The sequence below is a fragment of the Natranaerobius trueperi genome (genome assembly GCF_002216005.1).
Taxonomy (GTDB): domain Bacteria; phylum Bacillota; class Natranaerobiia; order Natranaerobiales; family Natranaerobiaceae; genus Natranaerobius_A; species Natranaerobius_A trueperi.
In genome coordinates this window covers 22,514-49,251 of record NZ_NIQC01000005.1, presented here as the reverse complement: position 1 = coordinate 49,251, position 26,738 = coordinate 22,514, and the positions used below count along the sequence as shown (strand labels likewise).

The 26,738-nt window shown below is 33.0% G+C and carries 23 protein-coding genes; 21 read left to right on the top strand and 2 right to left on the bottom strand.

Features of this window, described 5'->3' with window-relative positions:
• Nucleotides 1-7: 7 nt before the first annotated feature.
• A complete protein-coding gene (locus CDO51_RS03580; protein WP_089022931.1) occupies nt 8-2,407 on the bottom strand; it encodes an ATP-binding protein in 2,400 nt (799 codons plus the stop codon).
• A gap of 159 nt (nt 2,408-2,566) precedes the next feature.
• Here CDO51_RS03580 and CDO51_RS03575 point away from each other — a divergent pair, with 159 nt between their 5' ends.
• The 3 genes from CDO51_RS03575 to CDO51_RS03565 all read left to right on the top strand — a co-directional run bounded on the left by CDO51_RS03575 (nt 2,567) and on the right by CDO51_RS03565 (nt 5,339).
• A complete protein-coding gene (locus CDO51_RS03575) occupies nt 2,567-3,319 on the top strand; it encodes an exodeoxyribonuclease III (protein ID WP_089022930.1) in 753 nt (250 codons plus the stop codon).
• 129 nt (nt 3,320-3,448) lie between these two features.
• Nucleotides 3,449-4,633: an MFS transporter gene (locus tag CDO51_RS03570; RefSeq protein ID WP_089022929.1), complete on the top strand. Its 1,185-nt coding sequence runs from the start codon at nt 3,449-3,451 to the stop codon at nt 4,631-4,633.
• A 79-nt stretch (nt 4,634-4,712) separates the two neighbouring features.
• A complete protein-coding gene (locus tag CDO51_RS03565; protein WP_089022928.1) occupies nt 4,713-5,339 on the top strand; it encodes a dimethylsulfonioproprionate lyase family protein in 627 nt (208 codons plus the stop codon).
• A 28-nt stretch (nt 5,340-5,367) separates the two neighbouring features.
• Here CDO51_RS03565 and CDO51_RS03560 read toward each other — a convergent pair whose 3' ends face one another.
• Complete coding sequence (locus CDO51_RS03560; RefSeq protein ID WP_089022927.1) at nt 5,368-6,492, bottom strand: YheC/YheD family endospore coat-associated protein; 1,125 nt, start codon at nt 6,490-6,492, stop codon at nt 5,368-5,370.
• A gap of 152 nt (nt 6,493-6,644) precedes the next feature.
• On the opposite strand from CDO51_RS03560, the gene CDO51_RS03555 reads away from it, so the two are divergent.
• The 18 genes from CDO51_RS03555 (at nt 6,645) to CDO51_RS03470 (ending at nt 26,599) form a co-directional block, all read left to right on the top strand.
• Entirely contained in the window at nt 6,645-7,229 is a 585-nt protein-coding gene (locus CDO51_RS03555; protein ID WP_089022926.1) for a hypothetical protein, read from the top strand.
• A gap of 129 nt (nt 7,230-7,358) precedes the next feature.
• Entirely contained in the window at nt 7,359-7,934 is a 576-nt protein-coding gene (locus CDO51_RS03550) for a TetR/AcrR family transcriptional regulator (RefSeq protein WP_089022925.1), read from the top strand.
• A 9-nt stretch (nt 7,935-7,943) separates the two neighbouring features.
• Nucleotides 7,944-8,861, top strand: a complete 918-nt coding sequence (locus tag CDO51_RS03545; RefSeq protein ID WP_089022924.1) for a cation diffusion facilitator family transporter — start codon at nt 7,944-7,946, stop codon at nt 8,859-8,861.
• 113 nt (nt 8,862-8,974) lie between these two features.
• On the top strand, nt 8,975-10,624 hold the full coding sequence (locus CDO51_RS03540; RefSeq protein ID WP_089022923.1) for an InlB B-repeat-containing protein: 1,650 nt from the start codon (nt 8,975-8,977) through the stop codon (nt 10,622-10,624).
• A 558-nt stretch (nt 10,625-11,182) separates the two neighbouring features.
• Entirely contained in the window at nt 11,183-12,628 is a 1,446-nt protein-coding gene (locus CDO51_RS03535; RefSeq protein ID WP_089022922.1) for an aspartate ammonia-lyase, read from the top strand.
• A gap of 124 nt (nt 12,629-12,752) precedes the next feature.
• Complete coding sequence (locus CDO51_RS03530; RefSeq protein WP_089022996.1) at nt 12,753-13,400, top strand: 4Fe-4S dicluster domain-containing protein; 648 nt, start codon at nt 12,753-12,755, stop codon at nt 13,398-13,400.
• Nucleotides 13,401-13,414: 14 nt separating this feature from the next.
• A complete protein-coding gene (locus CDO51_RS03525; protein WP_089022921.1) occupies nt 13,415-15,025 on the top strand; it encodes an FAD-binding protein in 1,611 nt (536 codons plus the stop codon).
• Between the two features lie 66 nt (nt 15,026-15,091).
• The gene (locus CDO51_RS03520; RefSeq protein WP_158212295.1) at nt 15,092-15,955 is read left to right on the top strand and encodes a CoB--CoM heterodisulfide reductase iron-sulfur subunit B family protein; all 864 of its coding nucleotides are present in this window, start codon (nt 15,092-15,094) and stop codon (nt 15,953-15,955) included.
• Nucleotides 15,956-15,977: 22 nt separating this feature from the next.
• The gene (locus CDO51_RS03515; RefSeq protein ID WP_158212294.1) at nt 15,978-16,367 is read left to right on the top strand and encodes a 4Fe-4S dicluster domain-containing protein; all 390 of its coding nucleotides are present in this window, start codon (nt 15,978-15,980) and stop codon (nt 16,365-16,367) included.
• Nucleotides 16,368-16,395: 28 nt separating this feature from the next.
• Complete coding sequence (locus CDO51_RS03510) at nt 16,396-18,372, top strand: CoB--CoM heterodisulfide reductase iron-sulfur subunit A family protein (RefSeq protein WP_089022918.1); 1,977 nt, start codon at nt 16,396-16,398, stop codon at nt 18,370-18,372.
• On the top strand, nt 18,369-18,803 hold the full coding sequence (locus tag CDO51_RS03505) for a hydrogenase iron-sulfur subunit (RefSeq protein WP_089022917.1): 435 nt from the start codon (nt 18,369-18,371) through the stop codon (nt 18,801-18,803). Before CDO51_RS03510 ends, CDO51_RS03505 begins: the two co-directional genes overlap by 4 nt.
• Nucleotides 18,791-19,786 (top strand): 4Fe-4S binding protein, encoded by a 996-nt coding sequence (locus tag CDO51_RS03500; protein ID WP_089022916.1) that lies wholly within the window; start codon nt 18,791-18,793, stop codon nt 19,784-19,786. Before CDO51_RS03505 ends, CDO51_RS03500 begins: the two co-directional genes overlap by 13 nt.
• Entirely contained in the window at nt 19,786-20,850 is a 1,065-nt protein-coding gene (locus CDO51_RS03495; protein ID WP_089022915.1) for a 4Fe-4S dicluster domain-containing protein, read from the top strand. Before CDO51_RS03500 ends, CDO51_RS03495 begins: the two co-directional genes overlap by 1 nt.
• Entirely contained in the window at nt 20,840-21,655 is an 816-nt protein-coding gene (locus tag CDO51_RS03490) for an FAD/NAD(P)-binding protein (protein WP_089022914.1), read from the top strand. The genes CDO51_RS03495 and CDO51_RS03490 overlap by 11 nt, the downstream gene beginning before the upstream one ends.
• A 22-nt stretch (nt 21,656-21,677) precedes the next feature.
• Nucleotides 21,678-22,955 (top strand): SLC13 family permease, encoded by a 1,278-nt coding sequence (locus CDO51_RS03485; protein ID WP_089022913.1) that lies wholly within the window; start codon nt 21,678-21,680, stop codon nt 22,953-22,955.
• Between the two features lie 99 nt (nt 22,956-23,054).
• Nucleotides 23,055-24,263: a hypothetical protein gene (locus CDO51_RS03480; protein ID WP_143824672.1), complete on the top strand. Its 1,209-nt coding sequence runs from the start codon at nt 23,055-23,057 to the stop codon at nt 24,261-24,263.
• A gap of 15 nt (nt 24,264-24,278) precedes the next feature.
• Nucleotides 24,279-25,265 carry an asparaginase gene (locus CDO51_RS03475; RefSeq protein WP_089022911.1) on the top strand — a complete coding sequence of 329 codons (987 nt, stop codon included), beginning with the start codon at nt 24,279-24,281 and terminating at the stop codon, nt 25,263-25,265.
• A 29-nt stretch (nt 25,266-25,294) separates the two neighbouring features.
• Nucleotides 25,295-26,599 carry an anaerobic C4-dicarboxylate transporter family protein gene (locus tag CDO51_RS03470; protein ID WP_089022910.1) on the top strand — a complete coding sequence of 435 codons (1,305 nt, stop codon included), beginning with the start codon at nt 25,295-25,297 and terminating at the stop codon, nt 26,597-26,599.
• The last annotated feature ends 139 nt before the right edge of the window (nt 26,600-26,738 follow it).

Genomic DNA, 26,738 nt, shown 5'->3' with positions numbered 1-26,738 from the left:
GGGCTGTTTAAAGCCCATCTTTAAACACTCCACTCTTTTTGGCAAAAGATATAAGTGAATTATATACCTTTTCATTTATACTTCCTTTTTCAAAACTACCATCTTCTTTTTTTGTACCTGAATAAACTCCAGTTAAAATTTCCATTGCCTCGTTGATATCGTCAATCGCGTATATATTAAACTTTCCATATTTAATGGCCTCTACAACCTCTTCATTTAACATTAAGTTTGGTATATTCCTTTTTGGAATAATTACACCTTGATTATTTGATAGTCCTTTCATTTTGCATACTTCATAAAAACTTTCAATCTTTTCGTTAATACCTCCTACAGCTTGAATTGTTCCATTTTGGTCAATAGCACCAGTAATAGCTATATCTTGTCTGATAGGGGAATTAGATATAGCTGATAATAATGCACATAATTCTGCTCCTGAAGCACTATCACCCTCTATTTCTTGATAACTTTGTTCAAATACTAGTCTAGCAGAAAGTGAGATAGGTGTTTTATTTGCATAATGAGAAGTTAAGTATCCTGATAAAATCATTACACCTTTACTATGAATACGTCCACCAAGTTTTGATTCTCTTTCAATATCTATAATACCCTTATGCCCTAAACCAACACTACATGTGATACGAGTAGGTCTACCAAATGAAAAGCCTCCAATCTTTGATACAGATAGAGCATTTATCTGACCTATCTTACGCCCTTTCGTATTGATAAATAAAATGTCACGTTCTATTAATTCTTGGATCTGTTCTTGGATCATGTTTGAACGATATACTTTTGCTTGTATGGCCTGGTTGATGTGTTTATCTAATATTTGGCTAGTATTATCCTGATAACCATAATAACATGCTTCCCTGATAATATCGGCTATCTCTGAAAACCGTGTAGATAATTTGGTTTGATCTTCAGCAAGTCTTGAACCATATTCAATCACTTTACTTAAGGCACTAAAAGTAAGAGGTAGGAGTTTTTCTTTAGAGCAAAAGTTACTTGCAAAAGTAATATATTTTCTGATATTTTGAGAGTTTCTTTTCATTGTTGAAGCAAATTCTGCTTTTACTTTAAATAACTCGTGAAAATCACTATCTATTTGATAGAGAAGATAATATAAATGTGGTGGTCCTATCAAAATTATTTTTATATTTATAGGGACTGCTTCTGGTCTAAGGGTTTTTGTAGAAATTAAATTAAAACGTTCAGCAGCTTCTTCAATTTCTAACTCTTGGTTTTTAATTACTCGTTTTAAACTATCCCAAGTCAGTGGATCTTTAAGAAGGTCCTCTATAGATACGACAAAATAACCACCATTTGCTTGGTGTAATGAACCACCTTTAATCATAGTGAAATCTGTATATAATGTACCATATTGATTTTCTTTTTCTATTCTACCAAAAATTTTTTGGTATGAAGGGTTCATTTCAATCACTACAGGGGCACCTTCTAGTTTTGAGTTATCTACAATTACATTAACCTCATATTTTTTAAAATTAGGGTCTTGGGACCAAGGGTAGAGGTTAGTTTGAAATTGTTTTTTGCTATTCTCTTCATCACTTCTGAAATTTTCAAAATTTTTAATTATATCTTTTTTCATCTGTTCTAAATAGGCTATAACATTTTCATGGTCTTTATACTCTTTAATTAAATCTTGAAACAAGTAATCTACCGCAAATAGGATTATTTGTTCTTCTAACTGAGTTATTTTATCTATAGCTTCTTTTTCTAAATTTCTTAGTTTTTTTCTTAAGTTTTTTAATTCTCTATCAAGCAATTGTTGATTTTTTTGAATAACTTTCTTATCCTCTTTAGAGAGGTTTAAAAATTCTTTTTCCTTCATAGGTGAACCATCTTCATGTGTAGGAACTAACACATACCCAGAAGGTGATTGTTCCACAACAAACCCTTGTTTTTGAGCTTCTTCATTAAATTGTTCAAACAGTTCTTGTTTTTTATCTTTATTTTTTTGTGTGATATTTTCTTTTTGAGTTATATAGTTATCACTTTCAAAAGCTTTTGGAATTTCTTCTCTTATCGTATCGATTAGGTTTTTGACATCAGTTGCGAACTTAATACCTTTACCAGGTGAAACCATTAGAGTTTTAGGTGTATTAGGATTTTTGAAATTATTTACATATAAGAGATCATTTGCTGGGGGAAGCTTTTTAGCAACTTCTTCAACATACTCTTTAACAGCAGTTTCTTTACCTGTACCTGAAACACCAGCTACATAAATATTAAACCCATTACTTGTAATACCTAAGCCAAATTCAAGTGCTTTAAGTGCTCTATCTTGACCTACTATTTTACCTTGTTTGTTATTATCAACATAAAGTTGTTCAATAACATTTTTTGTACAAGTAGCCCTAAGTTTTTTTTCGGGCACTTGATACTTTTTCATATAAACCTTCCTTCCTACTATATATTTGATAATTTTCGTTGATTATTAATATTTAAATGAATCTATAAATGTGAATTATAAAAGAAAAAAATGTTATAATTAAAATATCTAATTGTCTCTTTATAACTATTATTAATCGGAGAGGGGAAGTGGAGTAGGATGAAACTTATCTCATGGAATGTAAATGGACTAAGAGCTTGTTTAAAGAAAGGTTTTTTAGAATTTTTTAATGACATTGATGCTGATATCTTTTGTGTTCAAGAAACAAAACTTCAAGAAGGACAGATCGAACTAAATTTAGAAAACCATTATCAGTATTGGAACTATGCAGTTAAAAAAGGTTATTCAGGAACAGCTATTTTTACAAAGAAAAAGCCATTAGATGTTAAATATGGTTTAGGAATTGAAAGACATGACCAAGAAGGTCGACTGATAACATTAGAATTTGAAGATTTTTTCTTAATAAATGTATATACACCTAATTCCCAAAGAAAGTTAGCTAGACTTGAATATAGGTTAGACTGGGAAGATTGCTTTAGAAAATATTTAAATGAACTAAAGGCTAATAAACCTGTTATTTTATGTGGTGATCTAAATGTAGCTCATAATGAAATTGACTTAAAAAACCCTAAAAATAATAAAAGAAATGCTGGGTTTTCTGATGAAGAAAGGGCCAAACTTACAGAGTTATTACATTGCGGTTTTATTGATACATTTAGATATTTCTACCCTGATAAAACAGAAGCTTATACCTGGTGGTCTTATATGCGAAAAGCTAGAGAAAGGAATGCAGGGTGGAGAATAGATTATTTTATAACTTCTAAAGGAACTAATAGTTGGTTAAAAAATGGGGAAATCTATTCAAATATTTTGGGTAGTGACCATTGTCCTGTAGGACTAACTCTTCTTTAAACATATTTTCTGTGTATTTAAAAGTAACACTAACGCTAATTTTGGTTAGCTTACAATAGAAGGTGTTATGTTATAGAAAGACATTTTGTTACATTTATCAATACAATACACCATAAGGAGGTGCTTATAATGCAAACAACAAAAGAAAAAGTACCTACATATCTGATTTCATTAATTCTTATCATGGGAGCTTTCGGTGTTATGGGAGGTGGATTAGTAGCTCCGGCATTACCGTCTATCGGCAGAGCTTTTGACATACCTGAATCTCAACAAGGTTTTATTTTAAGTGTCTATACCTTATCTGCAGCTATTAGCTTACCTTTTTTAGGTTACTTGATTGATATTATAGGGCGTAGAAAAATTGGACTAGCCTCTCTTATAATAGATGGAGTGGCAGGGATAAGTATAATTTTTGCGCCTTCTTTTAGTGCAGTCTTAATTCTTCGCTTTATACAAGGGATAGGAATTGCTGGTTTAATCCCGATAGCAATGACAATAATAGGAGATTTGTTTACTGGTGATAGAAGGTTACAATTAATGGGCTACTTAACAGGAATAATCTCTTTAGGAGCTGCTGTAATACCAACCTTAGGTGGTAGTCTAGCTACTATAGATTGGAGGTTGGTGTTTTTAGTATATAGTCTTCCACTAATTTTAGCTATATTCTTCTACTTTGGTTTACCTGAAACAGCACCTCCAGGTTCAATTGAAAAAGCTAAAAAAATATCACCATTACAATACGTAATTTCATTATTTACAGTACTAAAAAATCGTGGTATTCGAAATGTAATGTTTCATTCTCTAACAACTTACTTTTTTTTATATTCATTGGTAACCTTTTTACCTATATATATTGTTACTGTACATGGTTTCACTGAAATTTTTAGTGGTTTAGCATTATCTTTACAAGGAGCATCATCAGCACTAGTAGCTTCAAAGGCCAATATCCTATCTAGTTTAATAAAATGGCGTTATAGAACTGCTATTGGTTTTATTTTCAAAGGATTAGCTTTCATATTACTACCCTTTTGGCCAACTGGAAGTTTTTTAATAAGTATAAGTTTAATTTTTTATGGTATAGGGTATGGTATCGTGTCACCTACTATTTATAATAGAGCAACAACTCTCCCGCCTAAAGAACTTTCAGGGTCAGTAATTGCGATATTTAATACAATGAAATTTATAGGTATGACATTATCTCCTTTTATACTTGGAATAGTACTTAATTTTACTGATGTACAAATTGTGTTTTCACTAGTAGCATTAATTGCTATCCTTTGGGGTGTATTTGTTTTTGTAGCTAGAGATAATTAGATTTTAGACTAATATCGACATATATAAGAGATGGTGTCTGTTATAATTGAGCATAAACTATTCAATAAGAGGGATTTGTATGGAAGATAAGTTAACTAAAATTATAAATAGATACTGGGTTTTGTTTAGTCATGTGCCTACTTCAGAAGAAAAAATGCATCACCATATATGGAAAACGTTACATAAAACTGAAGAAGCCTTAACTACGTTTAGTTTATTGTTACGTTCAAAACAAACTAAACCTGTATGTAATTATCTCGAAAATATTTTTAATAATTATCAAGATGATGAACCTTTATTAGACTATTTAAAAGATTTGAGTCATTTACTTACCTGGGAATTTGGATATGACGAGTTACCAGATAATCTTAAGGAAAGGTATGCATTTGCAGAATTGTTGGGACCAAGGGGAATGGTTATTTCGGATGAGCTAATATTAGGACTTGTACTTTTGGCTCCTAATACTTATTATCCGAGACATAGACACCCCAATATTACAGAAACATACATTTGTCTATATGGTAGTTGTTCAATTGATTTACAAAACCAACGGAATGTTTTACAAAAAAATGATTATTTATTTGTTCCCAAAGGTAATTTACATGCTATTTTTTCAGATAAAGATAACCCTTGTCTATTAGCATATGCATGGACTTCTGATGCAAAAACCTTAAAAACTAATCAAATGAAACTAGAATCATATTAAATGAAAAGCAGGGTGATACCCTGCTTTTTTAGATCTTACTTAAATATTTACCATAGTTTAATATGTTTTCAAACGATCTTTCAACTACTTCTCGTTCATAGGCATTAATAAGAGAAACCTTAGTAGGTTGAGAATTACATTCTATAAGTTTTAAATTGAATTCGTTATCTATACCAATATCGATACCCATCTCCCCGCACTGTCCATAATAAGATTCGATAGTTTTATAAACAATAGTTGTTAGTTTTTCAATTGATTTATATAGTTGATCTATCTCATTATTAGAAAGGTTTAAGAAAGAACTAAAAAAATCTCTAAACTTATAACTTGTGGCATGTTGAGTAACCGGAGCTTTATCTTGGCCTAAACGAACGGGAATAGCTAAAATTTCTATTTGGTTATTTCCATTTCTTTGAACTTCCACTCTCATATCAACTAATTGTTCATTTATAGATAATAGATCAATAGCTTCTTGTATGATAGAGGTGAAGTTTCTAAAGTAATTTCTTATATATAGTTCTAATTCATCGAAATTATTAAAAAAAAGGGACTTAGGTTTTTCATCACGCATAGTAATACATCTATAACAAGCGTCTACTTTATCTATTCGCATTATTTTTTTTCCAAGTCTTCCCCCCGTAGGTTTAATATAAATTGAATTGTGTCTATTAACCATATATCTTAAATCATCTTGTGAGTTATATAGTAAAGTAGTGATAAGATAAGAAGAAAGGTTATTATATTCTTTTAAAACTTCATGTACTTCCCATTTATCAAAATTTGAATAAGAATTAATTGTTTTTATGTTATTTTTTTCTATATATTGTGTGAGCTTTTCAAACCATGTTTTTTCTTTTCGTAAAACTCCCCCTAGTTTGTAAATTACATCAGGAAAAGCAAATATATTTGTTTTGAATTGATTACTTTGTTCATCTAGATAATATCCTTTAACCTGATGATTTTCAAAGTCTATATCAAGTAACATAAAGAAAAAAATGTCTACTTTTGATTTTTGATTGGCTTTTAATAAAAAAAATATTTTTTCATTATAAAATTTATTTAAATGATTAGAGTCCATTCTAGTAATAAGAACACCAATTTGTGGTGAGACACTTGTATTGGCGAATTTGAGAAAACTATCTAAAATACTCAACTTATTATTCACCCCCTAGATTATTATATATAGTATGACTCACACCAGCTTTATGTGTTGATTAAATAAATATAATAACTAACATATGTTTTGTCACATCCACCTATGTCCTTTACATAAACTGAATTAGGAAAATGAAAGGGGGAAAATATATGGATGATAAATATAATCAGATTTATCCTGGTCCAGTAACCGACGGGCACAAATTACCGCCACCAAAATTTATTGATTGTATTAAGGTAGATAAGGTCTATGAGGAGTGTAAGTTTACTGATGTTAATGAAATTAAGGTAGATATCCCAATTGATATTGAAGATGAAATAATCACTGAAGATGTAAACGATGTTAAATGTTTAAATGTAGAAGTTCTTGAAAAAGAATGTAAGATAGTTGCTGATAATAAAGTTAGAGTTTGGATAAAGTATGAAATAACTTACACAATCGAAGATGAAACTTTTACTGAAATAGAAACTTTTGAAACAATAGTTTTTCTACAAAGAGCAGGCGAAGAAGGTCTAAAACCTCAATGTGAAGTCTTTTTAGAATGCTTAGATGCTTTTGTGTTAAATGACAAAATCGTTCTCTGTATCGGTAAACTAATACTATTCAAGTTAATTGCTCATGTACAGTTACTTGTACCGGTTTACGGATTTTGTCCAGAACCAGAAGAGTGTCGTGTAGCCGGAGAATGTCCTGAGTTTGCTCCTGATTGGCCACCGTATCCAGAACAAGAATAGCACCTTTATTAAATTGCTTCCCTCAAGACAAGAGGGAAGCAATTTAATGATAAATAATAACCTTGATTGTCGGGATTATTCATCTGTGATACAATGACTGACAGTCAGTCATTGTATGGAGGGTAATAAATGAATCAACAAAATAAGTATAATAAAATTATTAATGCAGCTATACAAGTTATTACTGAACAAGGTTTTGAAGATACATCAGTGTCACAAATTGTTCGTAGAGCTGGTGTAGCACAGGGTACTTTTTATCTATATTTTCAATCAAAAAAAGAATTGGTACCAGCTATTGCTCAGATGATTTTAAGTGACCAACTAGATAGAATACAAAATCGTTATGGTAATACTAGATCTCTTGATGAATTATTAGATGTTTTAATTGATGTAACATATGAAATAACAGCAGAATACAAAGAACTTATAATGTTTTGTTATTCTGGATTAGCTTATTATTATTCCTTTGAAAGATGGGAAGAAATTTATAGACCATATTACCTATGGCTAGAAAATAGGCTACAAGAACTTCATAAAGGTTCTAATGTGAAATTTAACAATTCTTTGAAATATCTAGCAAACTTTACAATTAACCTAATAGAACACGGTGCTGAATCTTTTTATTTATCTGGTGTTGATAATGGTGAAGTTTGTATTAAATCTGAATTAAAATATTTTTTAAAAAATGCAATATCAACTAGTTGAGGTGAAAAAATGGGTTACGATATTAAATTAGAACGAAGATTTATTAAGGTTTCAATTTATGTCACAATTGCCTTTGCAATATTGTCTTTTTTATTAGGTATTATGCTTCGGTCTCAAGTAATACTTTTTGATGGTTTATATTCTTTAATATGTATAGGACTTTCATCATTATCGATTATAACTTCTAAGTTTATGAGTGAAAGTGATATTAATAGATTTCCCTTTGGCAAATTTATAGTAGAACCTCTTGTAGTAATAATAGAGTATTCAGTTATCATTCTTTTAGTTATTGGATCGTTGGTTACAGCTATACTTGCTTTATTTCAAGGTGGAAGAGACATGGTTGTAGGAGCTGGTCTTGTCTATACTTTTATAGGAACTTTAGGTTGTTATTTTATGTATCGTTATATGTCTATCAAAGGTTATAAGTTAAATTCAGGTTTTATAACTGTTGAAGCAAATCAATGGTATATGGATACTTTAGTTAGTACTGGTGTTTTAATTGGATTTTTAATAGCAGCTTTATTTCAACAAATACCATTGTTGTATTCCTTTGTTCCCTATGTAGATCCAATAATGGTTATTTTAGTTTCTATCTATTTTTTAAAGGTGCCGCTACAAAAAATTAAGAATGCTATTAGAGAGGTACTTGCTATGCCGCCAGAAAATGAGCTGCAAGATAATATCAAATCTGTTATTCGGTCAATTGAAACTGATTATCAAATAAATGAATCTTATTTAAGATTATCTAAGATTGGTAGAACATTAAGAATAGAAATAAACTTTGTGGTAACTGAAGATTCAGAAGTAAAAACTATATCTGACCAAGATAAAATACGTGAAGAATTATCAAATAAATTAGGTCAAATTGATTATAGGTTATGTTTAACAGTAATGTTTACAAGTAATAGTAAATGGGCTGGTTAAATCATAATTTGCGATGAGATTAATTTAGTCTCATCGCTATATTTTGTATACCTATTAGCTAAAAAGGATTTTTTATATTAACTGTGAAATATTTATAGTAGGGTGTGATACTTATGGCGAAATTATTATATTTATCTTGTATTTTCTTAATATTCTTTGTTGGTTGTGGATTAGACAATGAAGTTAATATAGAAAAAAGTGATGTTGATGCTGGAGAAATCAAAGGTGAGGGAAGATTTCAAGAGGGTGAAAAAGTAACAGTTACAGCTAAACCTTATGATGGATATGAATTTAAATATTGGAAGAAAGACGATACCAAAATAAGTGAAGAAAAAGACTATGAATTTAAAGTTAAAGAAGATGTAAACTTAACTGCTAAATTTGAAGATAATTCACAGGTGATTAAAGGTTCCTTTGAAATATTTAGTGAAGCATATCTAACGGGATATTTTCAAAAAGCTAGAAAATATGTAACAAGTGAAGTTGACTTCGTCTCAAGTAGGGATGATTTATTAGATAAAATAAATCCAAATAAAATAATAGCGTCAGATGATATAAAGTCTGAAATTATTAATTTATACATTGAAAACATTGATTATAATATAGAAATAATTACATTAGAAGACCAGAAAGCAAAATTAGAACTAGATATCAAATATCCAACTATAGATGAACTAGAACAAAAATATAAGGATAACTTAAAACCAAAGAAGATAGTTGAGGATAACTGTTCTAAATGGAAAGAAAAAATTACTGAAACACTTAAAAAGACTTCTAGAAAGTCTTATGTTACGGAAGTCGAAATGGTTTTTGAAGATGATCTATGGAAAATAACTAAAAATCCTTTACCTGAAAAGATATATCCTAAAAATTTAGAGAAAACAATATCATTGACTAGCGATTTTATTAATCAAAAAGAGTACTTAGATAAACAGATTAAGTTAATAGAAGATTCTTTAAAAGAAGCAAACTTAGATAAGTTTCTTCCTTTATCAGATAATCTAAAACTATTTAAACAAAAGCAAAATATGTTGATAAGAGATCTGGATTTTGTAAAAAAAGAAAGTGTGCGTTCACCTAGTATTAATGAAATTAACATTATTAAATTAGATGGACAATTAATAGAATTAGAAAATGCTATACGTATAGATGAAAAAAGTCCACTTTTTAATAAGACAAAGAATGATATAAAGGTATCGGTAAATGGAGAAATAATTACAACAATAAAACAAATAATGGATGCGTGGAATAACTATTTTCATAACGATATCGAAAAAGAAAGAAGAGAGGGATTACTAAACTATTATCAAGATAGTATTAAGAAAGATGGTGAATTAAGTAAATTAGCGATTCAAGATAATATATTAGCATTTGATCTTCTTTGGGGTGGTTGTGTAAATAAAAGTGGAGCTCTGGGTTATATCGATTTAGAAACTAATGAAATTAATATAAGTAATTATTTTAATGGTTTTTTAGGAACGAAAGAGAATAGAATAAGTAATTGGTCACCTTGTGGTAATTACCATATCTATATAGTTAATTGTCCCGGAAAAGGTGATAGTAAACTTAAAGTAACAGATTTAAACGATTATTCCAATATAGAAATCACTCACCCAGAAGAGCTATTTGGTGAATTTAAAGACTTTGAATGGTCAAAAGAGGGTGACAAATTAGAATTTAAAGTAATAGATAATAACAACGAAAGCTTCTTATGGGAATTAGATATCGAAGATAAACAGTTAAACCCATTAAACATTGATTAGCGTTATATCATTAATAAAAGAGTCTGAAAATCTCTAAGGAGATGTTCAGACTCTTTTTTATTACTTGGTATTTTAAATTATATTATAGATTCATGTATATATAAGTATAAAAAGCTAGATCAAACTGAAATAAGCTAAGCTAACATATAATAGCTTAGCTTATTACTTAACTAAGGTAACTATCAAAGGTGGCCTTACTTTATGAATTTATACTAATATTTTTACAAAATTAAAAAGAACTACGTAAGAATTTATCTGATAGTAAATATTTTTCAGAATAATTTAGGAGGATTTATAAAAAATTTGTCGAAAAAGTTCGTAAGGCAGCTAAAGAGCTAACTAATATAGAGAATTATAATATAATATTTAGTATCTAAAACTTGAAATTCGACAAAAAATCTAAAAATCTTACCTTAGACGGTTGATTAAATAAGGGGAAATGTTATAATTTATAGGAGATGTGAATTAAGTAACAATAATATCGTAACACTAAATAATTTTGGATCACATAAATGAGCATCGGCAACAAAAATCATTTTATAAATAGGAGGGGTTTGAATGTGTGAAAGTATGAATAAATCTACAAGGATTGAAGTAGATTCTTTAGGATCAAAAGAAATACCCAATGATGCCTATTATGGTATTCAGTCAAAGCGTGGGAAAGAAAACTTTCCTTTATCTGGGTATCCAGTACATTTAGAACTCATTAAAGCAATGGGAAAAGTAAAATATGCTTCAGCAGAAGCTAATGTTAAGACAGGTAAAATGACTGAAAAATTAGGTAATACCATAAAACAGGCTTGTCAAGAATTGATCGATGGTAAATTTAATGATGATGTGATTGTAGAAGCTATTCAAGGTGGAGCAGGAACTTCTATCAATATGAATGTTAATGAGATAATAGCAAACAGAGCAATTGAACTTTTAGGTGAAGAAAAAGGAGATTACAGTGTGGTTTCTCCGAACACACATGTTAACATGGCACAATCTACTAATGATGTAGTGCCTACTTCATTTAAAGTAGCTGTTCTTTCAATGAGACAAAAGTTAATTGAAAAGCTAGAAGAATTACAAAAAACATTAAAAGAAAAAGAACAAGAATTTGATAATGTAGTGAAACCTGGAAGAACTCATCTCCAAGATGCAGTACCAATAAGATTAGGTCAAGAATTTGGAGCGTATGCTAGATTTGTGGAACGAGATATTAAAAGAATTTCAAACGCTATAGAAAGCTTAAAAACGGTAAATTTAGGTGCTACAGCTGTTGGTACAGGCTTAAACGCTGATCCTAAATACATTGAAAGTGCTATTGAAGAGCTTAGAAATATTACAGGATTTGACTTGGAGTGTGGTGAGCATTTAGTTGATGCAACTCAAAACACAGATAGCTATGTAAATGTTTCTGGAGCTCTAAAAGTAACTGCAATTAACCTTTCAAAAATGGCAAATGACTTGAGGATGATGGCATCAGGACCTAGATGTGGATTGAACGAGATCAATCTTCCTTCTGTTCAGCCAGGATCGTCAATTATGCCTGGTAAAGTAAATCCAGTGATACCAGAAGTTATTAATCAAATTTGCTTTCAGGTAGCTGGTAATGACCATACAATCTCTATGGCTTCAGAGGCTGGTCAGTTAGAATTAAACGTGATGGGACCTGTACTATTTAGAAACTTATTTGAATCAATCGAAATTTTAACTAATGGTGTAGATATTTTAGCAAATAAATGTATAGCTGAAATTGAGGCTAATGTTGAGTATAGTCAAAAACAAGTTGAAAATAGTATTGGAATTATCACAGCTTTAAATCCTCACTTAGGCTATGAAACATCTTCAGATATTGCAAAAGAGGTATTAGATACTGGCCGCAGTGTTCGTGAAGTTGTGAGAGAAAGAGATATTCTAGATGAAGAAGAAGTTGATAGAATTTTACAACCTAAAGAGATGACTGAACCTGGAATCGCTGGTGAAAAGGAAGAAGCTGTACGCAAACAATCAATTTAGTGAATTAATTAATAATTATATATGAGATATTACACAAAGGAGGTAAAGTCAGGTGTCAAATCTAAAAAACGATAACAACGTACAAGAAGTTACCACTGAACAAGAATTTGTGGACATTTATATTATGGGTAAAAAATATAGTGTCCCTAGCTCCCTTACTATTATGAAAGCATTTGAGTATGCAGGCTATACTTTACTACGAGGATGTGGATGTAGAGCTGGATTTTGTGGTGCATGTTCAACTGTATACAGATTGGGTGGAAACCATGAATTAAAAGTGGGACTAGCTTGTCAAACTAAAGTTGAAGATGATATGTATCTGACTCAGATTCCGTTTTACCCTTATCATAAGGTGCAATATGATATTGAAAAATTACAATCTGACGGAGATCAAGTAGTCGAAATCTTTCCGGAGATAACCAAATGTTTAGGGTGTAATTCTTGCTCTAATGTTTGTCCTCAAGATTTAAAGGTTATGAAGTATATTTCACATGCTATTAGAGGTGAGATTTCTAAGGCAGCAGATGAATCATTTGATTGTTTAATGTGTGGACTATGTACTTCTAAATGTCCAGCGAATATTGTTCATTATAAAGTTGGATTATTGTGTAGAAGGTTACATGGAAAATATATAGCTCCTAAAGCTAAACATGTAGAAGAAAGAATTAATGAAATTGGTAATGGTGAGTTCGAAAAAGAATTAGATGAGTTAATGAATGCTAGTAAAGAAGAACTTGCTGATAGATATAACAATAGAGAGATTGAAAAATAAGGAGGGCAGCTATAATGAGTTATACTTCTCAACTGAGAGAGCTAATTAAAAAGGTTGAACAAACAAGAGAAAAGCGATTAGGCAATGAATTTCCTAGAATGACTCCAGAAGAAAAAGAAGACGTTTTAAGTAACTACCATCCTGATCATATAGAGGAACAATTTAGAGACGCTAAAATTGGACCAAATAAAGGGGATAAATTCCCACATGAATTATGTGATGTTATAGAGGCTCACCCTTCCATTGATTGGGAACAATTTGATACTAGTAAGATCGATTACGATGTTGATGTGTTAGTTGTTGGAGGTGGAGGTGCTGGAGCTTCTGCATCTTTATTAGCACATGAAGCTGGTGCAGATGTTCTTCTTACAACTAAATTACGTTTTGGAGATGCTAATACAGTTATGGCACAAGGTGGTATACAAGCTGCTGATAAGTCAAATGATTCTCCAGCTACACATTATTTAGATGTAATTGGTGGAGGACACTATTCAAATGTTCCAGAACTAGTTCGAGCTCTAGTATCTGATGGACCTTATGTAATTGATTGGCTTGAAGATCTTGGTGTAATGTTTGATAAAGAAGAAGATGGAACCATGCAAACTCGCCATGGTGGAGGTACTTCTAGAAAAAGAATGCATTCTGCTAGAGACTATACTGGTGCAGAAATTATGAGAACTTTAAGAGATGAAGTATTATGTAGAGATATAAATGTTATAGAATTTAGCCCAGTAGTCGAACTATTGCTAGATAAAGAAGGTAAAGCGGCTGGTGCTGTATTATACAACTTTGAAACACAAGAATATCAAGTTGTAAAAGCAAAAACTGTAATTATTACGACTGGAGGTTTAGGACGTTTACACACCCAAAACTTCCCAACATCTAACCACTATGGTGCTACAGCAGATGGATTAGTTTTAGCATATAGAGCTGGTGCAGATCTTGCTTTTATGAATACAGTACAGTATCACCCGACTGGTGCATCCTATCCAGAACAGATTGAAGGATTTTTAATTACAGAAAAAGTAAGAGGTTTAGGAGCTACTCCACTAAATATTGATGGGGAACAATTTGTTTATCATTTAGAAACTCGAGATGTGGAAGCTTCAGCTATCATAAGAGAGTGTGCTAAAGGCAAAGGGATCAAAACACCTTCAGGTATGCAAGGGGTTTGGTTAGACTCTCCAATGATAGAAAAGATCCATGGAGAAGGAACAATTGAAAAAGAGCTTCCTGCTATGGTCAGACAGTTTGCACGTTTTGGTGTAGATATTACTAAAGATCCTATTTTGGTTTATCCAACTCTTCACTACCAAAATGGTGGAATCTTAATTAATGATAGATGTGAAAGTTCAGTGGACAACCTGTATGTAGCGGGTGAAGCTTCTGGAGGAGTTCACGGACGTAACAGATTAATGGGTAACTCATTACTAGATATATTAGTGCTTGGCAAGAGAGCAGGAAAAAATGCGGCTGAAAAAGCAAAAGAAATAGATAATGAAAAGTCAGAATTAACATTAGAACATGTTAAAAACTTTGTTAATGAACTTGAGGAGCAAGGGATTGAGAAAACAAAAACTTCGCCTATATTAATCCCGGATTACACAAAAAGGGAAGAAAACTAATTATATCCAACTAGTGAAAGCTTATTCTTTCACTAGTTGGGGTTAGTCTAAATCTCATTTATCGAAGTGGATGTTTTTAAAATTCTAATAACAGGAGTTGGTATTATGTTAGGTTATTATCCGGGGTGTACAGTAAGAGCCCATCAAAATGATAAATTTGAACAAGAGTCATTAAAAATCTTAGAACTTTTAGGAGTATCTGTAGAAGAGTTATCAGAATGGGAATGTTGCGGTGCAATCTATCCTTTAACTAGTGACGAATATATGCCTCTTCTTTCTTCAGTAAGAGCACTAAAAAAGACTGAAGAAGAGAACAAAGACGGTCTACTGACTCTTTGTAGTGCTTGTTATCATGTTTTAAAGCGTGTAAATAATAGAATGAACCAAGATGAAGAAGCAAAAAAAAGAGTCGAGAACTATCTAGAAGAGGAGTATGAAGGTACAACTAAGGTATATCACCTGATTGAAGTTTTAAGAGATCACGTTGGCTATGATCAACTAAAAGAACAAGTGATTAAACCTTTAGAAGGTGAAAAGATTGCGAGTTACTATGGTTGTTTATTTCTGCGCCCAGAAAGTGAGCTAGGGCTTTTAGATGCAGAAAACCCAACTTTGATGGATGAAATTCTTGAATCACTAGGTGCTGAAACTGTTAATTACCCGTACAGAACTGATTGTTGTGGTGCTTACCATGTGTCACAACAAGAAGATGTAAGTAATAACGCAAGCCAGAAAATTATTTTGGCTGCCAAAAAAGCTGGAGCGACAGAATTAGTAACTGCTTGTCCGTTATGTAAGCATAATCTTGAATACTGCCAAAAGGATTTACAAGAGGATGAAAAAATTACAATTAATTATATTACTAATCCGATAATCCGAGCTTTAGGTGGAAATGAACAGCTTAAAGACTTAACAAACTTGGCAAATTAGAGGCGAAGGGAGGCTTTTAATAGTGCGTTTTCCTACAAAAACTGCAAGTAATAATGAACGCGAAGAATTTAATGATATTGTACAGAAAAATGTTAAAGATTGTTACCAATGTCTTAAGTGCAGTTCAGGATGTCCCTTAACTGCGCATATGGATTACTATCCCCATCAGGTTATGTTACTTGCCAAAATGGGGTTGTTTGATCAGATATTTGAAAGTAAAACACTTTGGGTTTGCGCTTCTTGTTTAGCTTGTTCTAGTCGATGTCCTAGAGATTTAGAACCAGCAAAGATCATGGAAGGATTTAGAACTATGATTTTAAGAGATAGAGATCAAGGAAATGTTGAGATCTTAGATACAAGAAAAGTTCCTAGACAAGCTTTAATAGCTTCTATGAGGAAATTTCGGCGATAAAACAACCTGTTAGTAGAGGAGGGAAACAATGAGAATAGGAGTATTCATATGTTGGTGTGGAAGTAATATTAAGAACATGGTAGATGTAGAGAAGGTAGCAGAAGAAGTGAAGAGTATGCCTCGGGTTGTTTATTCCCAGGATGTTCAATATTTATGTTCTGAAGTAGGCCAAGCAGATATTAGTAAGGCTATTGATGAGCATAACCTAGATAGAGTTGTTATAGGGGCATGTTCACCTCGAATGCACGAAACTACCTTTCAAAAACTTCTAGAAGGAAAAGGATTAAATCCTTACTATGTTGAGATAGCAAACATTAGAGAACAATGTTCATGGGTGCATTCAGATAAAGAAAAGGCAACAGAGAAAGCACTAGAACTAGTTAAAAAAGCAGTTGCTAAATCATATTATTCTATACCATTGTCATCTGATTTATTAGAAGTAAATAAGAAGGCTTTAGTAGTAGGTGGAGGTATAGCTGGTATACAAGCTGCACTTGATATTGCTGATGCAGGGTATCCGGTGGATTTAGTAGAGAGAGAACCTTCTATTGGTGGTAGAATGGCTCAATTTGATAAAACTTTCCCAACACTAGACTGTTCTGCTTGTATTTTGACACCTAAAATGGTAGAAGCAGCAACTCATGAAAATATCAATCTTTATACCTACTCTGAGATAGAAGATGTATCAGGGTATGTTGGTAACTTTAAGGTTAAAATCAAGCAGAAAGCTAAAAGTGTTAAGGCAGATAAATGTAATGGTTGTGGGGACTGTATAGAAAAGTGTCCTAAAAAAGTTGCAAATGAATTTGATGAAGGAAGTAGTAAACGTAAAGCGATATATACACTATTTCCACAAGCTGTTCCAAATAAGCCAGTAATTGATAGAGACAATTGTATTTACTTTGAAAAAGGTAAATGTGGTGTTTGTCAAAAGATTTGTCCTACAGGAGCAATAGATTACGAAGAACAAGATGAAATCATTGAGAGTGAATATGGTGCAATAATTGCTGCTACTGGTTTTGATGTTAAAAAACCTAACGATTTAGCTGAATACCATTACGGTAATCATCCTGATGTAATAACTAGCTTAGATCTAGAACGTATGTTAAATGCATCTGGACCTACAGAAGGTAAAGTAGTTAGACCTTCAACTGGGAATACACCTAAAAAAATTGTTTTTATACAATGTGTAGGGTCTCGTGATAGAAATAAAGGTAACCCTTATTGTTCTAAAGTTTGTTGTCTGTATACAGCAAAGCACACTTTATTGCTTAATGAGAAATTCCCTGGAACAGAGAGCTACGTGTTCAATATAGATGTTAGAACAGCAGGAAAAGGCTATGAAGAATTTTATGAGCGTGCAAGACAAAAAGGTGCTAACTATTTACGTGGACAAGTATCAAAAGTCGAACCACTAGAAGATGAAGATAATAGACTGTTAGTCCGTGGATATGACAGTTCTCTCGGAGAGCAAGTTGAAATAGAAGCTGATCTTGTAGTTCTTGCAACAAGTATTGAACCAAAGGCAGATTCAGGAGATATGGCAAAACTATTAGGAATTTCATCAAATGAAGATGGATTTTTCTCTGAAGCACATCCAAAGTTAAAACCAGTGGAAACTCAGTCACAAGGGATCTATTTAGCCGGTGTATGTCAGGGTCCAAAAGATATTCCTGAAACAGTGTCTCAAGCTAGTGGAGCTTCTGCAAAGGCTATTACCTTATTTAATAAAGGTCAGGTTGAGAGTGTTCCGACTACTGCTGTGGTTAATAAAGATATTTGTAGTGGTTGTATGCAATGTAAGCCTGTTTGTCCGTATGAAGCTATTAGCCAGGAATATGTGGTAGAAAAAGTAGCTGGCAAGCAAGTAAAAAGACCGGTAGCATCCATCAATAGGGCATTGTGCCAAGGGTGTGGAGCTTGTGCTGGATTATGTAGAAGTGGAGCAATGGACTTAGGCGGATTTACTAGTAGACAACTTATGGCGGAGGTGGATATTCTGTGACACAGCAAAATTTCGAACCAAAAATTGTAGCTTTTTGTTGTAACTGGTGTAGTTATGCAGGTGCTGATTTAGCTGGAACTGGTCGATTAAAATATTCTGATAATATCCGCATAATTCGTGTGCCATGTTCTAGTCGTGTAGAGGTGCCGTTAATCATGCGCGCGTTTCAAAATGGCGCGGACGGTGTGATGGTTGCTGGCTGCCATCCCGGAGATTGTCATTACAATACAGGAAACTATCATACTAGAAGACGTATGATTTTACTACAAAACCTTGTTGACTTTTTAGGACTATCTTCCGAAAGATTACTTGTAAAGTGGATATCAGGAAATGAAGCAGCTAAGTTTAAAGACACAGTTGATAACTTTAATGAGACTTTAAAAAAGCTAGGACCTGCTGATAAAGTGAGGGATCTAAGATGCGAAAAATAACCGAAGAGCTTAGAAAAACTGCGAGTGAATTACTAAAATCTGGTAAAGTAGACTTAGTGCTAGGATATACAAAAGGAGAATTGCCATACCAATCGATACCTTATATAGCTAAGACTGAAGAAGATGCAAATAATTTAATCTTTGACACATTCAGCTATAATTCTTTATCAAAGTATTTGCTTGACGATATGTACCAAGGCAAGAAAGTAGCTATTGTACTAAAGGGTTGTGATTATCGGGGACTTAAGATCATGTTAGATGAAAGCCGTGTAAATAGAGATGATATTTACGTGATAGGTGTTGACTGCCCAGGGGTCATCCGTAGAGATAAGCTTGAAAAATATACTACCGAAGATTTAAGCAATATCGATTTAGAATTTGAAGAAGATCAACTTGTGTTAACAAGTAATGAAGACTCTCAAAAAGTATCTTATGAAAATGTAGTATCTCCATTTTGTCTAACTTGCGAACTTAACAGTCCAGATTCTGAAAATGTAGACACGAAACTAACAGAAGAAGGCACAAGATTAATTAGTAAAACATTTAATCACGATGAAGCATTTACGGAAATAAATGATATTGAAAAAATGAGTGAAGAAGAACGCTTTGAATTTTGGAAACAACATCTAAATAGATGTAAGAGATGTTATAGTTGTAGAAATGCTTGTCCAGCTTGTAGTTGTAGGGTATGTCTTTTTGATCGTGAAAACCCTGAATATTTAGATGGAGCAACAAATCAATTAGCACAACATCAGTTTTATCATGTCATTCGAGCATTTCATGTTTCAGATCGTTGTATAGGCTGTGGTGAATGTTCTAGAGTATGCCCTGAAAACATTCCACTTCACCTGTTAAATCAAAAATTAGTAAGAGAGTTAGAAAGGTTTTATGGAACCTATGCACCAGGTGTAGATGATACACCAGCACCACTCTCTTATGCTAAAGCAGACGATCCGGATCCCTTCGAAAAGGAGGAAAAATAATGGCCAAAGTAGTTAAACTTAATTCCGTTTCCAACCTTTTGGAGGTTTTCAAAAATTTAGAAAGTGAATATGAAGTTTATTGTCCAGTTAAACAAGATGACACTGAAACATTTGTACCTGTAAACCAAACTAATGTAAATGATAGTCAGGATTTAAAAGAGATATTATCGAAAAATGAACCGACTTCTTTTCCTTTAAAATCTTTTTTGTTTCCTGATTCTGAGACTTTTCTTGAGTTTCAAAGGGAAAAGGACAAAGTAGAGTTTTCAGTGACAAAAGGTAAAGAACTATCTAGAGTAATTTTAGGTGGAAAACCTTGTGATGTTGAAAGCTTTAAAATGATTGATATGGTATTTTTAGATGAACCAGTAGATACTTTTTATCAGGATAATAGGGATAAAACAATACTGATTTCTTCTGTATGTAATGAGAAAGGACCTAACTGTTTATGTGATGATTTTGGCATCAACCGAACTGCACCAGAGATGGCAGATATCTTATTAATTACTGGTGAAAAAACTACAGCTAATACTGATGAAATTTATTTAAAGTCAACTAGTGAAAAAGGCGAGAAATTAATTGAAAAACTAACTGAATTTGACAGTGTAGAAGAGACTGGCGAGGTTGAAATTAATAAAGTTGAAAGTAGTGAAGAAGAACTTTCAGCAGAAACAATTAAGGATAAAATAGAAGAACTATATGAATCATCAATTTGGGAAGAGCTTGCCATGCGATGTTTAAGCTGTGGTATATGCACTTATTATTGTCCTACCTGTCATTGTTATGATATCAGTGACTTTTACCGTAAAGATCAAGGGGTCAGGTATCGTTCTTGGGACTCTTGTATGTACAAAAACTTCACTAATATGGCTGGAGGTCATAACCCAAGATCTAATAAACCAGATCGAATAAGAAATAGATTTTTCCACAAACTTAACTATTTTGTAAAACAACAAGGGCCACTGGCTTGTGTAGGATGTGGTAGATGTGCTAAGAACTGTCCAGCTGGGATCTCAATAAATACTGTGCTTAAGAAGATTGGAGGGGAGAAGTTTGAAAAATAATCCATTAGTACCGATAAATGCAGAGGTAACAGAAATAATTAAAGAAAGTGAAGATGTTAAAACATTTCGAGTTAAACCAGAACAAGACTTAAATCATCTCCCAGGACAATGTGCTATGCTCTCCCTTTTTGGTGTTGGAGAAGCTATCTTTTCTATTACTTCACCACCAAAAAGAGACTATTTAGAGTTTAGTATTAAAAGAGTTGGTAAGGTTACTGAAGCCCTTCATGATATAGAAGAAGGGCAACAGTTAGGAATAAGAGGTCCTTATGGTAATCATTTTCCTATTGAAAATCTTAAGGGTAAAAACTTATTATTTATAGGAGGTGGTATAGGACTAGCTCCTCTTAGATCACTTGTTAAATATGCACTAGATAACAAAGAAGACTATGGAGACATGCAATTAATCTATGGTGCTAGAACGCCACAAGACTTAATTTTTGAAAGAGATATTTTTGATTACTGGCCAAATGAGGACGATTTCAAAGTAAATTTATCAGTAGACGTTGAAAGTCCAGGTTGGGATGGCTTTGTTGGTTTTGTTCCTCAGTATCTAGAAGAGTTGCAACCAACCCCAGAAAACACAGTAGCAATTACCTGTGGACCACCAATAATGATTAAGTTTGTGTTACAAACTCTTGAAAGATTAGGTTTTAGTGAAGATCAAGTTGTTACCACATTAGAGTATAAAATGAAATGTGGAGTTGGTAAATGTGGACGTTGCAATATTGATGATCAATATGTTTGTAAAGACGGTCCAGTATTTTATTTATCAGAGCTTAACCAATTAAAAGGTGAATTCTAACTAACAAAAGGGAGGGTTTTCAATGGAAATATTAGCTCAGTTAGTCATGGCATTAACGCTAGTATTAATGATAACTGGTAAAACCCCACTTTATTTAACAGCTATTGTAGGAGCCTCTGTTGCTGCTTTGGCAGCAGGGTTCCCCCTTACGGGAGATGCTGAAGTAACAATTACTAGCATGGTAGAAAGTGGATTGAATCCGGTTATTGCTGATATGGCGGGTGTCCTATTATTCATAGGTATAATGGAAAAAGCAGGGTTTCTTGACGCTATTATTAAGAAAATTATCTTCGTTGGGCGAAAAGCTGGTGGAGGACCAGGTATTTGTACAGCTGGTGGTGTTGCAGCAGGAATTATCGGGGCATTAACAGGTTTTACACAACCAGCTATCACTGCAGCGGTTACTGGTCCAGCAGCAACTAAATTAGGTGTAGATCCTCATAAAACTGCTGGTGTACAGGCGCATGCAGGACACCTTGGTAACTTTGGTGGATTTACACACCCAACTCAGGTTGCTGTTATTGCAACTGCTGGAATATCTTTTGGTTTAATTAACTTAATAGGTACAATCACAGCGCTTTCAGTTTTTGCTATAAGTTTTTATAGGTTGAAAAAAGAAGAGATTCATAAAGGATTAGAACTTTCAGAAGAAAAAATTAATGAGATTGCAGCTAGTTTAGAAGAATCTGAAACAAATCAATCTTTTGGTAAAGCAATTTTACCTTTCATTGTGTTAGTAGCAGCTTTTGCTGCAGGTTATCCTGTATTTATTGTAGGTATTTTCTGTTCTCTTTTAGTTGCAGCACTTAGTAAGATGAAGCTTTTTGAAGGTGAAGCAGCTATGCTTGATAGTGCAAAAAGAGTTGCTACACCTTTAATTGCAACAATCGGATTTCTTTATATGTCATCTGTAATTAATGAAATTGGAATTCCTGAATTATTATCAGATTGGTTTGGTCCAGCTTTAGAAGTTGCACCAATTCAAACGATGGCATTAGTAGCTGCTTTAACTGGACTTGTAACTCAGTCTAAAGGAGCGTCTGCAGCTATTGTTGTACCATTCTTGGGTGTTGTATTAGAAACTGGTGTAGATCCGTTAGTAGCGGCAGCAGCTGCAGCAGGACCAGCAGCACTTATGCAGTACTATCTAACAGGTGGACCAGTTGCAGCTCTTGCTACAACAATACCAGTTGTGCCTGGATCTGAACTAAAAACTGCAAATAAATTCCAAAGACCATCAATTTTAGGCGGTCTAGCTGTATTATTTATCATCGTAACATTTATGGACTTTATTATGTAAATTAATAAAGCTAGCTTCCTCATATGAGGAAGCTAGCTAATAAGATAACAGTAGGAGGGAGAACTCATAAAAGTTGAACTGAGTAATGAAAAAGATGGTATGATAGGTTTGTGTGGCCATGCTGGTGTAGGTCATTGTCATAGTCATATGGGTTTAATTCAAGATGATTCAGGTGGACTCGCAGTATTATTATCTTTATTTCAAAAGGCTACTCAAGTTTCTCTCTCAATTAAAAAAATTGAGGTAACTACAGGGTTACACGGCTCAATAAAGGTTATTACTGAATCTGGTGGTATAGGGGTTTCGTATCCTCGTAGAGGGGTAACACCTCAAGAAGCTAAAATAATTAAGTCTTTAGAAGGAAAACAAGCCATAAGAACTCAAACATTAGTTGTTGAAGCATTTGGACGGTTATATGGACAAGGGGTTCTAGAAACTCCTGTGTCGTTACAATCAGCCATATGTAAAGCTGCATTAAATAGTTTTGTGAAACAATTCCCGAGTCAATTTTATATCTGTAATGAGAATGTAGTAGGTAATGAGGGTATTATTATAGGAACAGTACTAGATATTGATAATATAGCAGTTTCTGCTTTAGCGACTGTTAATGCAACTAAAGGTGGATTAGGACCAAATGAAGATTTAGAAGGGAATTCACCTATAGGTAATAAAGGTAAGCTTATGAAAAAATTAGATTTAGATAAGATCCCTAGTATTGTAATAGAAGGTAAAGTTTACAACCCTTCTATGTCGAAAAAATTAGATAATTCCACATTTACAGTTAGAGCAGATGATATTGATGATAATCCTGTAGTGGCGGAAGCTATAAAAACAGCTGCGAAAAGCCAAGGAATATCAATTATCCATGATAATAGTACTATGAAAAGAACACCCGGGAAGTTGACTGAAAATAAAAACGCTTTTGCAGATAAACTGATTTCATCAGCACAACAATTAAAAGAAAATGAATATTCCCATGAAAAGGTTTTAACACTTTCTGAAATTGCAAAACTTGTAAGTGAAGATGCTGGTGGAATCACTTTTATGTCTGATAGACTGCATAGTATTCTAGGTGGAGTGGGACTTTTACCCGCAACTAGTGCTGTTTATAACTTAGTGGTTACTGAGAATTACTTTAAAGAAAATATTATGCCTGTTATCACTGATACTGATCTAAAGCTATTTGAAAAGATAGCTGTTAAATCAATTAATGAGTTATCAAAAAATTTAGATAAGGCAACTGATCATTTATTTAACAATCAAAGTAAGACTTTATTAGATGAATATGTGAAAACAATTAACATATAGAAAGGAGAATTTTATATGACTCAAAGAAAAGTAGCAGTTATTTTTACTGGAGGAACAATAGCCATGAAGTATGACCCTGAAACTAAAGGAGCTGTTCCGGCGGTTACTGGTTCAGAACTTTGTGAAGCTATACCGGAGTTAGAACAAATATGCAACCTAGAAACCATCGAATTTTCGAATATACCAAGTCCGCATATGGATCCTAAAACAATGTTTGATTTAGCAGTTTCTTTACAAGAAGTACTTGATCGTGATGATATTTCAGGTGTTGTAGTCACACATGGCACGGATACCATGGAAGAGACTGCTTATTTATTAAATTGTAAGCTAGATACAAAAAAACCGGTAGTAGTTACCGGAGCAATGAGAAATAACAGTGAGGTTAGCCCAGATGGACCTAAAAACTTATTAGATAGTGTAAGGGTTGCTGCTTCAGATATGTCAAAAGAAAAAGGTGTAATGGTTGTCATGAATGAAGAAATTCATTCTGCAAATGAAGTTACTAAGACCCATACATCTAGTGTTAATACTTTCCTATCACCATTTTGGGGTCCTCTTGGTAGGATTAGTAATGATCAAGTGATTTTTAAAAGGATTCCAACTTCTAAGAAAAGTATAAGGTCTGAAAGATTAGTTGAAGATGTGGAAATTATCAGAACGTATGCTGGTGATCAAGGAAAACTACTGGATAGTGTTATTAAGGATGAAAATACAAAAGGGATTATTATAGAAGGGTTAGGAAAAGGAAACGTACCACCTGCATTAGTAGAGAAAATAGAACTAGCTATTTCTAAAAATATCCCTGTTGTATTAACTACAAGGACTATAGGAGGTGATGTAGGACCAGAATATAGTTATAGAGGTGGAGGAAAGCATTTACAAGAGTTAGGCGTTATTTTATCTCATGAACTGAGTGGACAAAAAGCAAGAATTAAGCTAATGATGGTTTTAGGAAAGACCCAAGATATTAACGATATAAAAAGCTATTTTAACTTAAGCTAAAATCTTACACAAAGGGGTGTGTAAAAATCATGTTATTTATCGAATTTGCTATAGTCTTAATAGCAATTATAATTGGTGCTCGAATAGGAGGAATTGGTTTAGGTGCAATGGGTGGTGTAGGTCTTGCTATTCTAACCTTTGGATTTGGTTTAGAACCAACTTCTCCCCCTATAAACGTAATGTTAATGATTGTTGCAGTTGTTACAGCTGCTGCAACCTTACAGGCAGCAGGTGGAATGGATTATTTAGTAAAATTAGCAGAAAAAGGTTTACGCAAAAAGCCTGATTTAATCACATTTATGGCTCCAGCTATAACGTATATATTTACTTTTTTCGCTGGAACAGGTCATGTTGCTTACTCTTTATTACCTGTAATTTCAGAAGTTGCACATGAACAAAAAGTACGTCCTGAAAGACCAATGTCTATTGCAGTAATTGCTTCACAACAAGCAATTGTTGCAAGTCCTATATCAGCAGCGACTGTAGCTATGCTAGGACTACTATCACCACATGGGATCACATTACCGCATATTTTAGGTATTACGATTCCAGCAACATTTTTAGCAATCATGTTTACAGCTTTTATGATACGTAAAAAGGGTCCTGAACTAGAAAATGACCCTGAATATCTAAGAAGATTACAAAAGGGTATTGAGCCGATTAGTTCAAGTGGGGAAAGTACTGAAATAAACGGAAAAGCCAAGCTATCTGTTATATTTTTCTTACTAGCAGCAGTAGCTGTGGTATTTTTAGGAACGTTTGAAGATTTAAGGCCTAGTTTTGGTGGCGAAGATCCAATGTCTATGCCTGATACCATTCAAATAATCATGTTAACTGTAGCCGCACTAAATATTCTAGTTTGTAAAGCTGATATTGATAAAATCGCTTCTGGTAGTGTATTTAGAGCTGGCTTTGTAGCTGTAGTAGCTATTTTTGGTATAGCTTGGTTAGGAGATACATTTTTCCAGGCGAATATGGATCAAATTGAGCCAGCGGTTGAGGGAATGGCAACAACTGCTCCTTGGGTTTTTGCTTTTGCACTATTCTTGATGTCAATTTTCTTAAATAGTCAGGCTGCAACTGTCGGAGCCTTAATGCCGTTAGGACTTTCATTAGGTATTAGCCCAATCTTTTTAATTGCAATGTTCCCAGCTGTAAACGGATACTTCTTCTTACCTAACTATGGTCCAATTATTGCTGCAATTGGTTTTGATAGAACAGGTACAACAAAGATAGGTAAATTTGTTTTTAACCATAGCTTTATGTTACCAGGGTTATTAACAATAGTTGGTTCTGTAGTATTAGGATTTATAATTTCAGGGATACTATTTTAATCATTAGGTTAATGAAAAGTTAAATAGGGGAAGTCATGATGTCTTCCCCTGATTATAGATGGAAATTATATATTTTTTTAAGGGGGGTGTGAAGTAATTAACAAATGTGAAGGTGTTTTAACCACCTTACTAAATATTC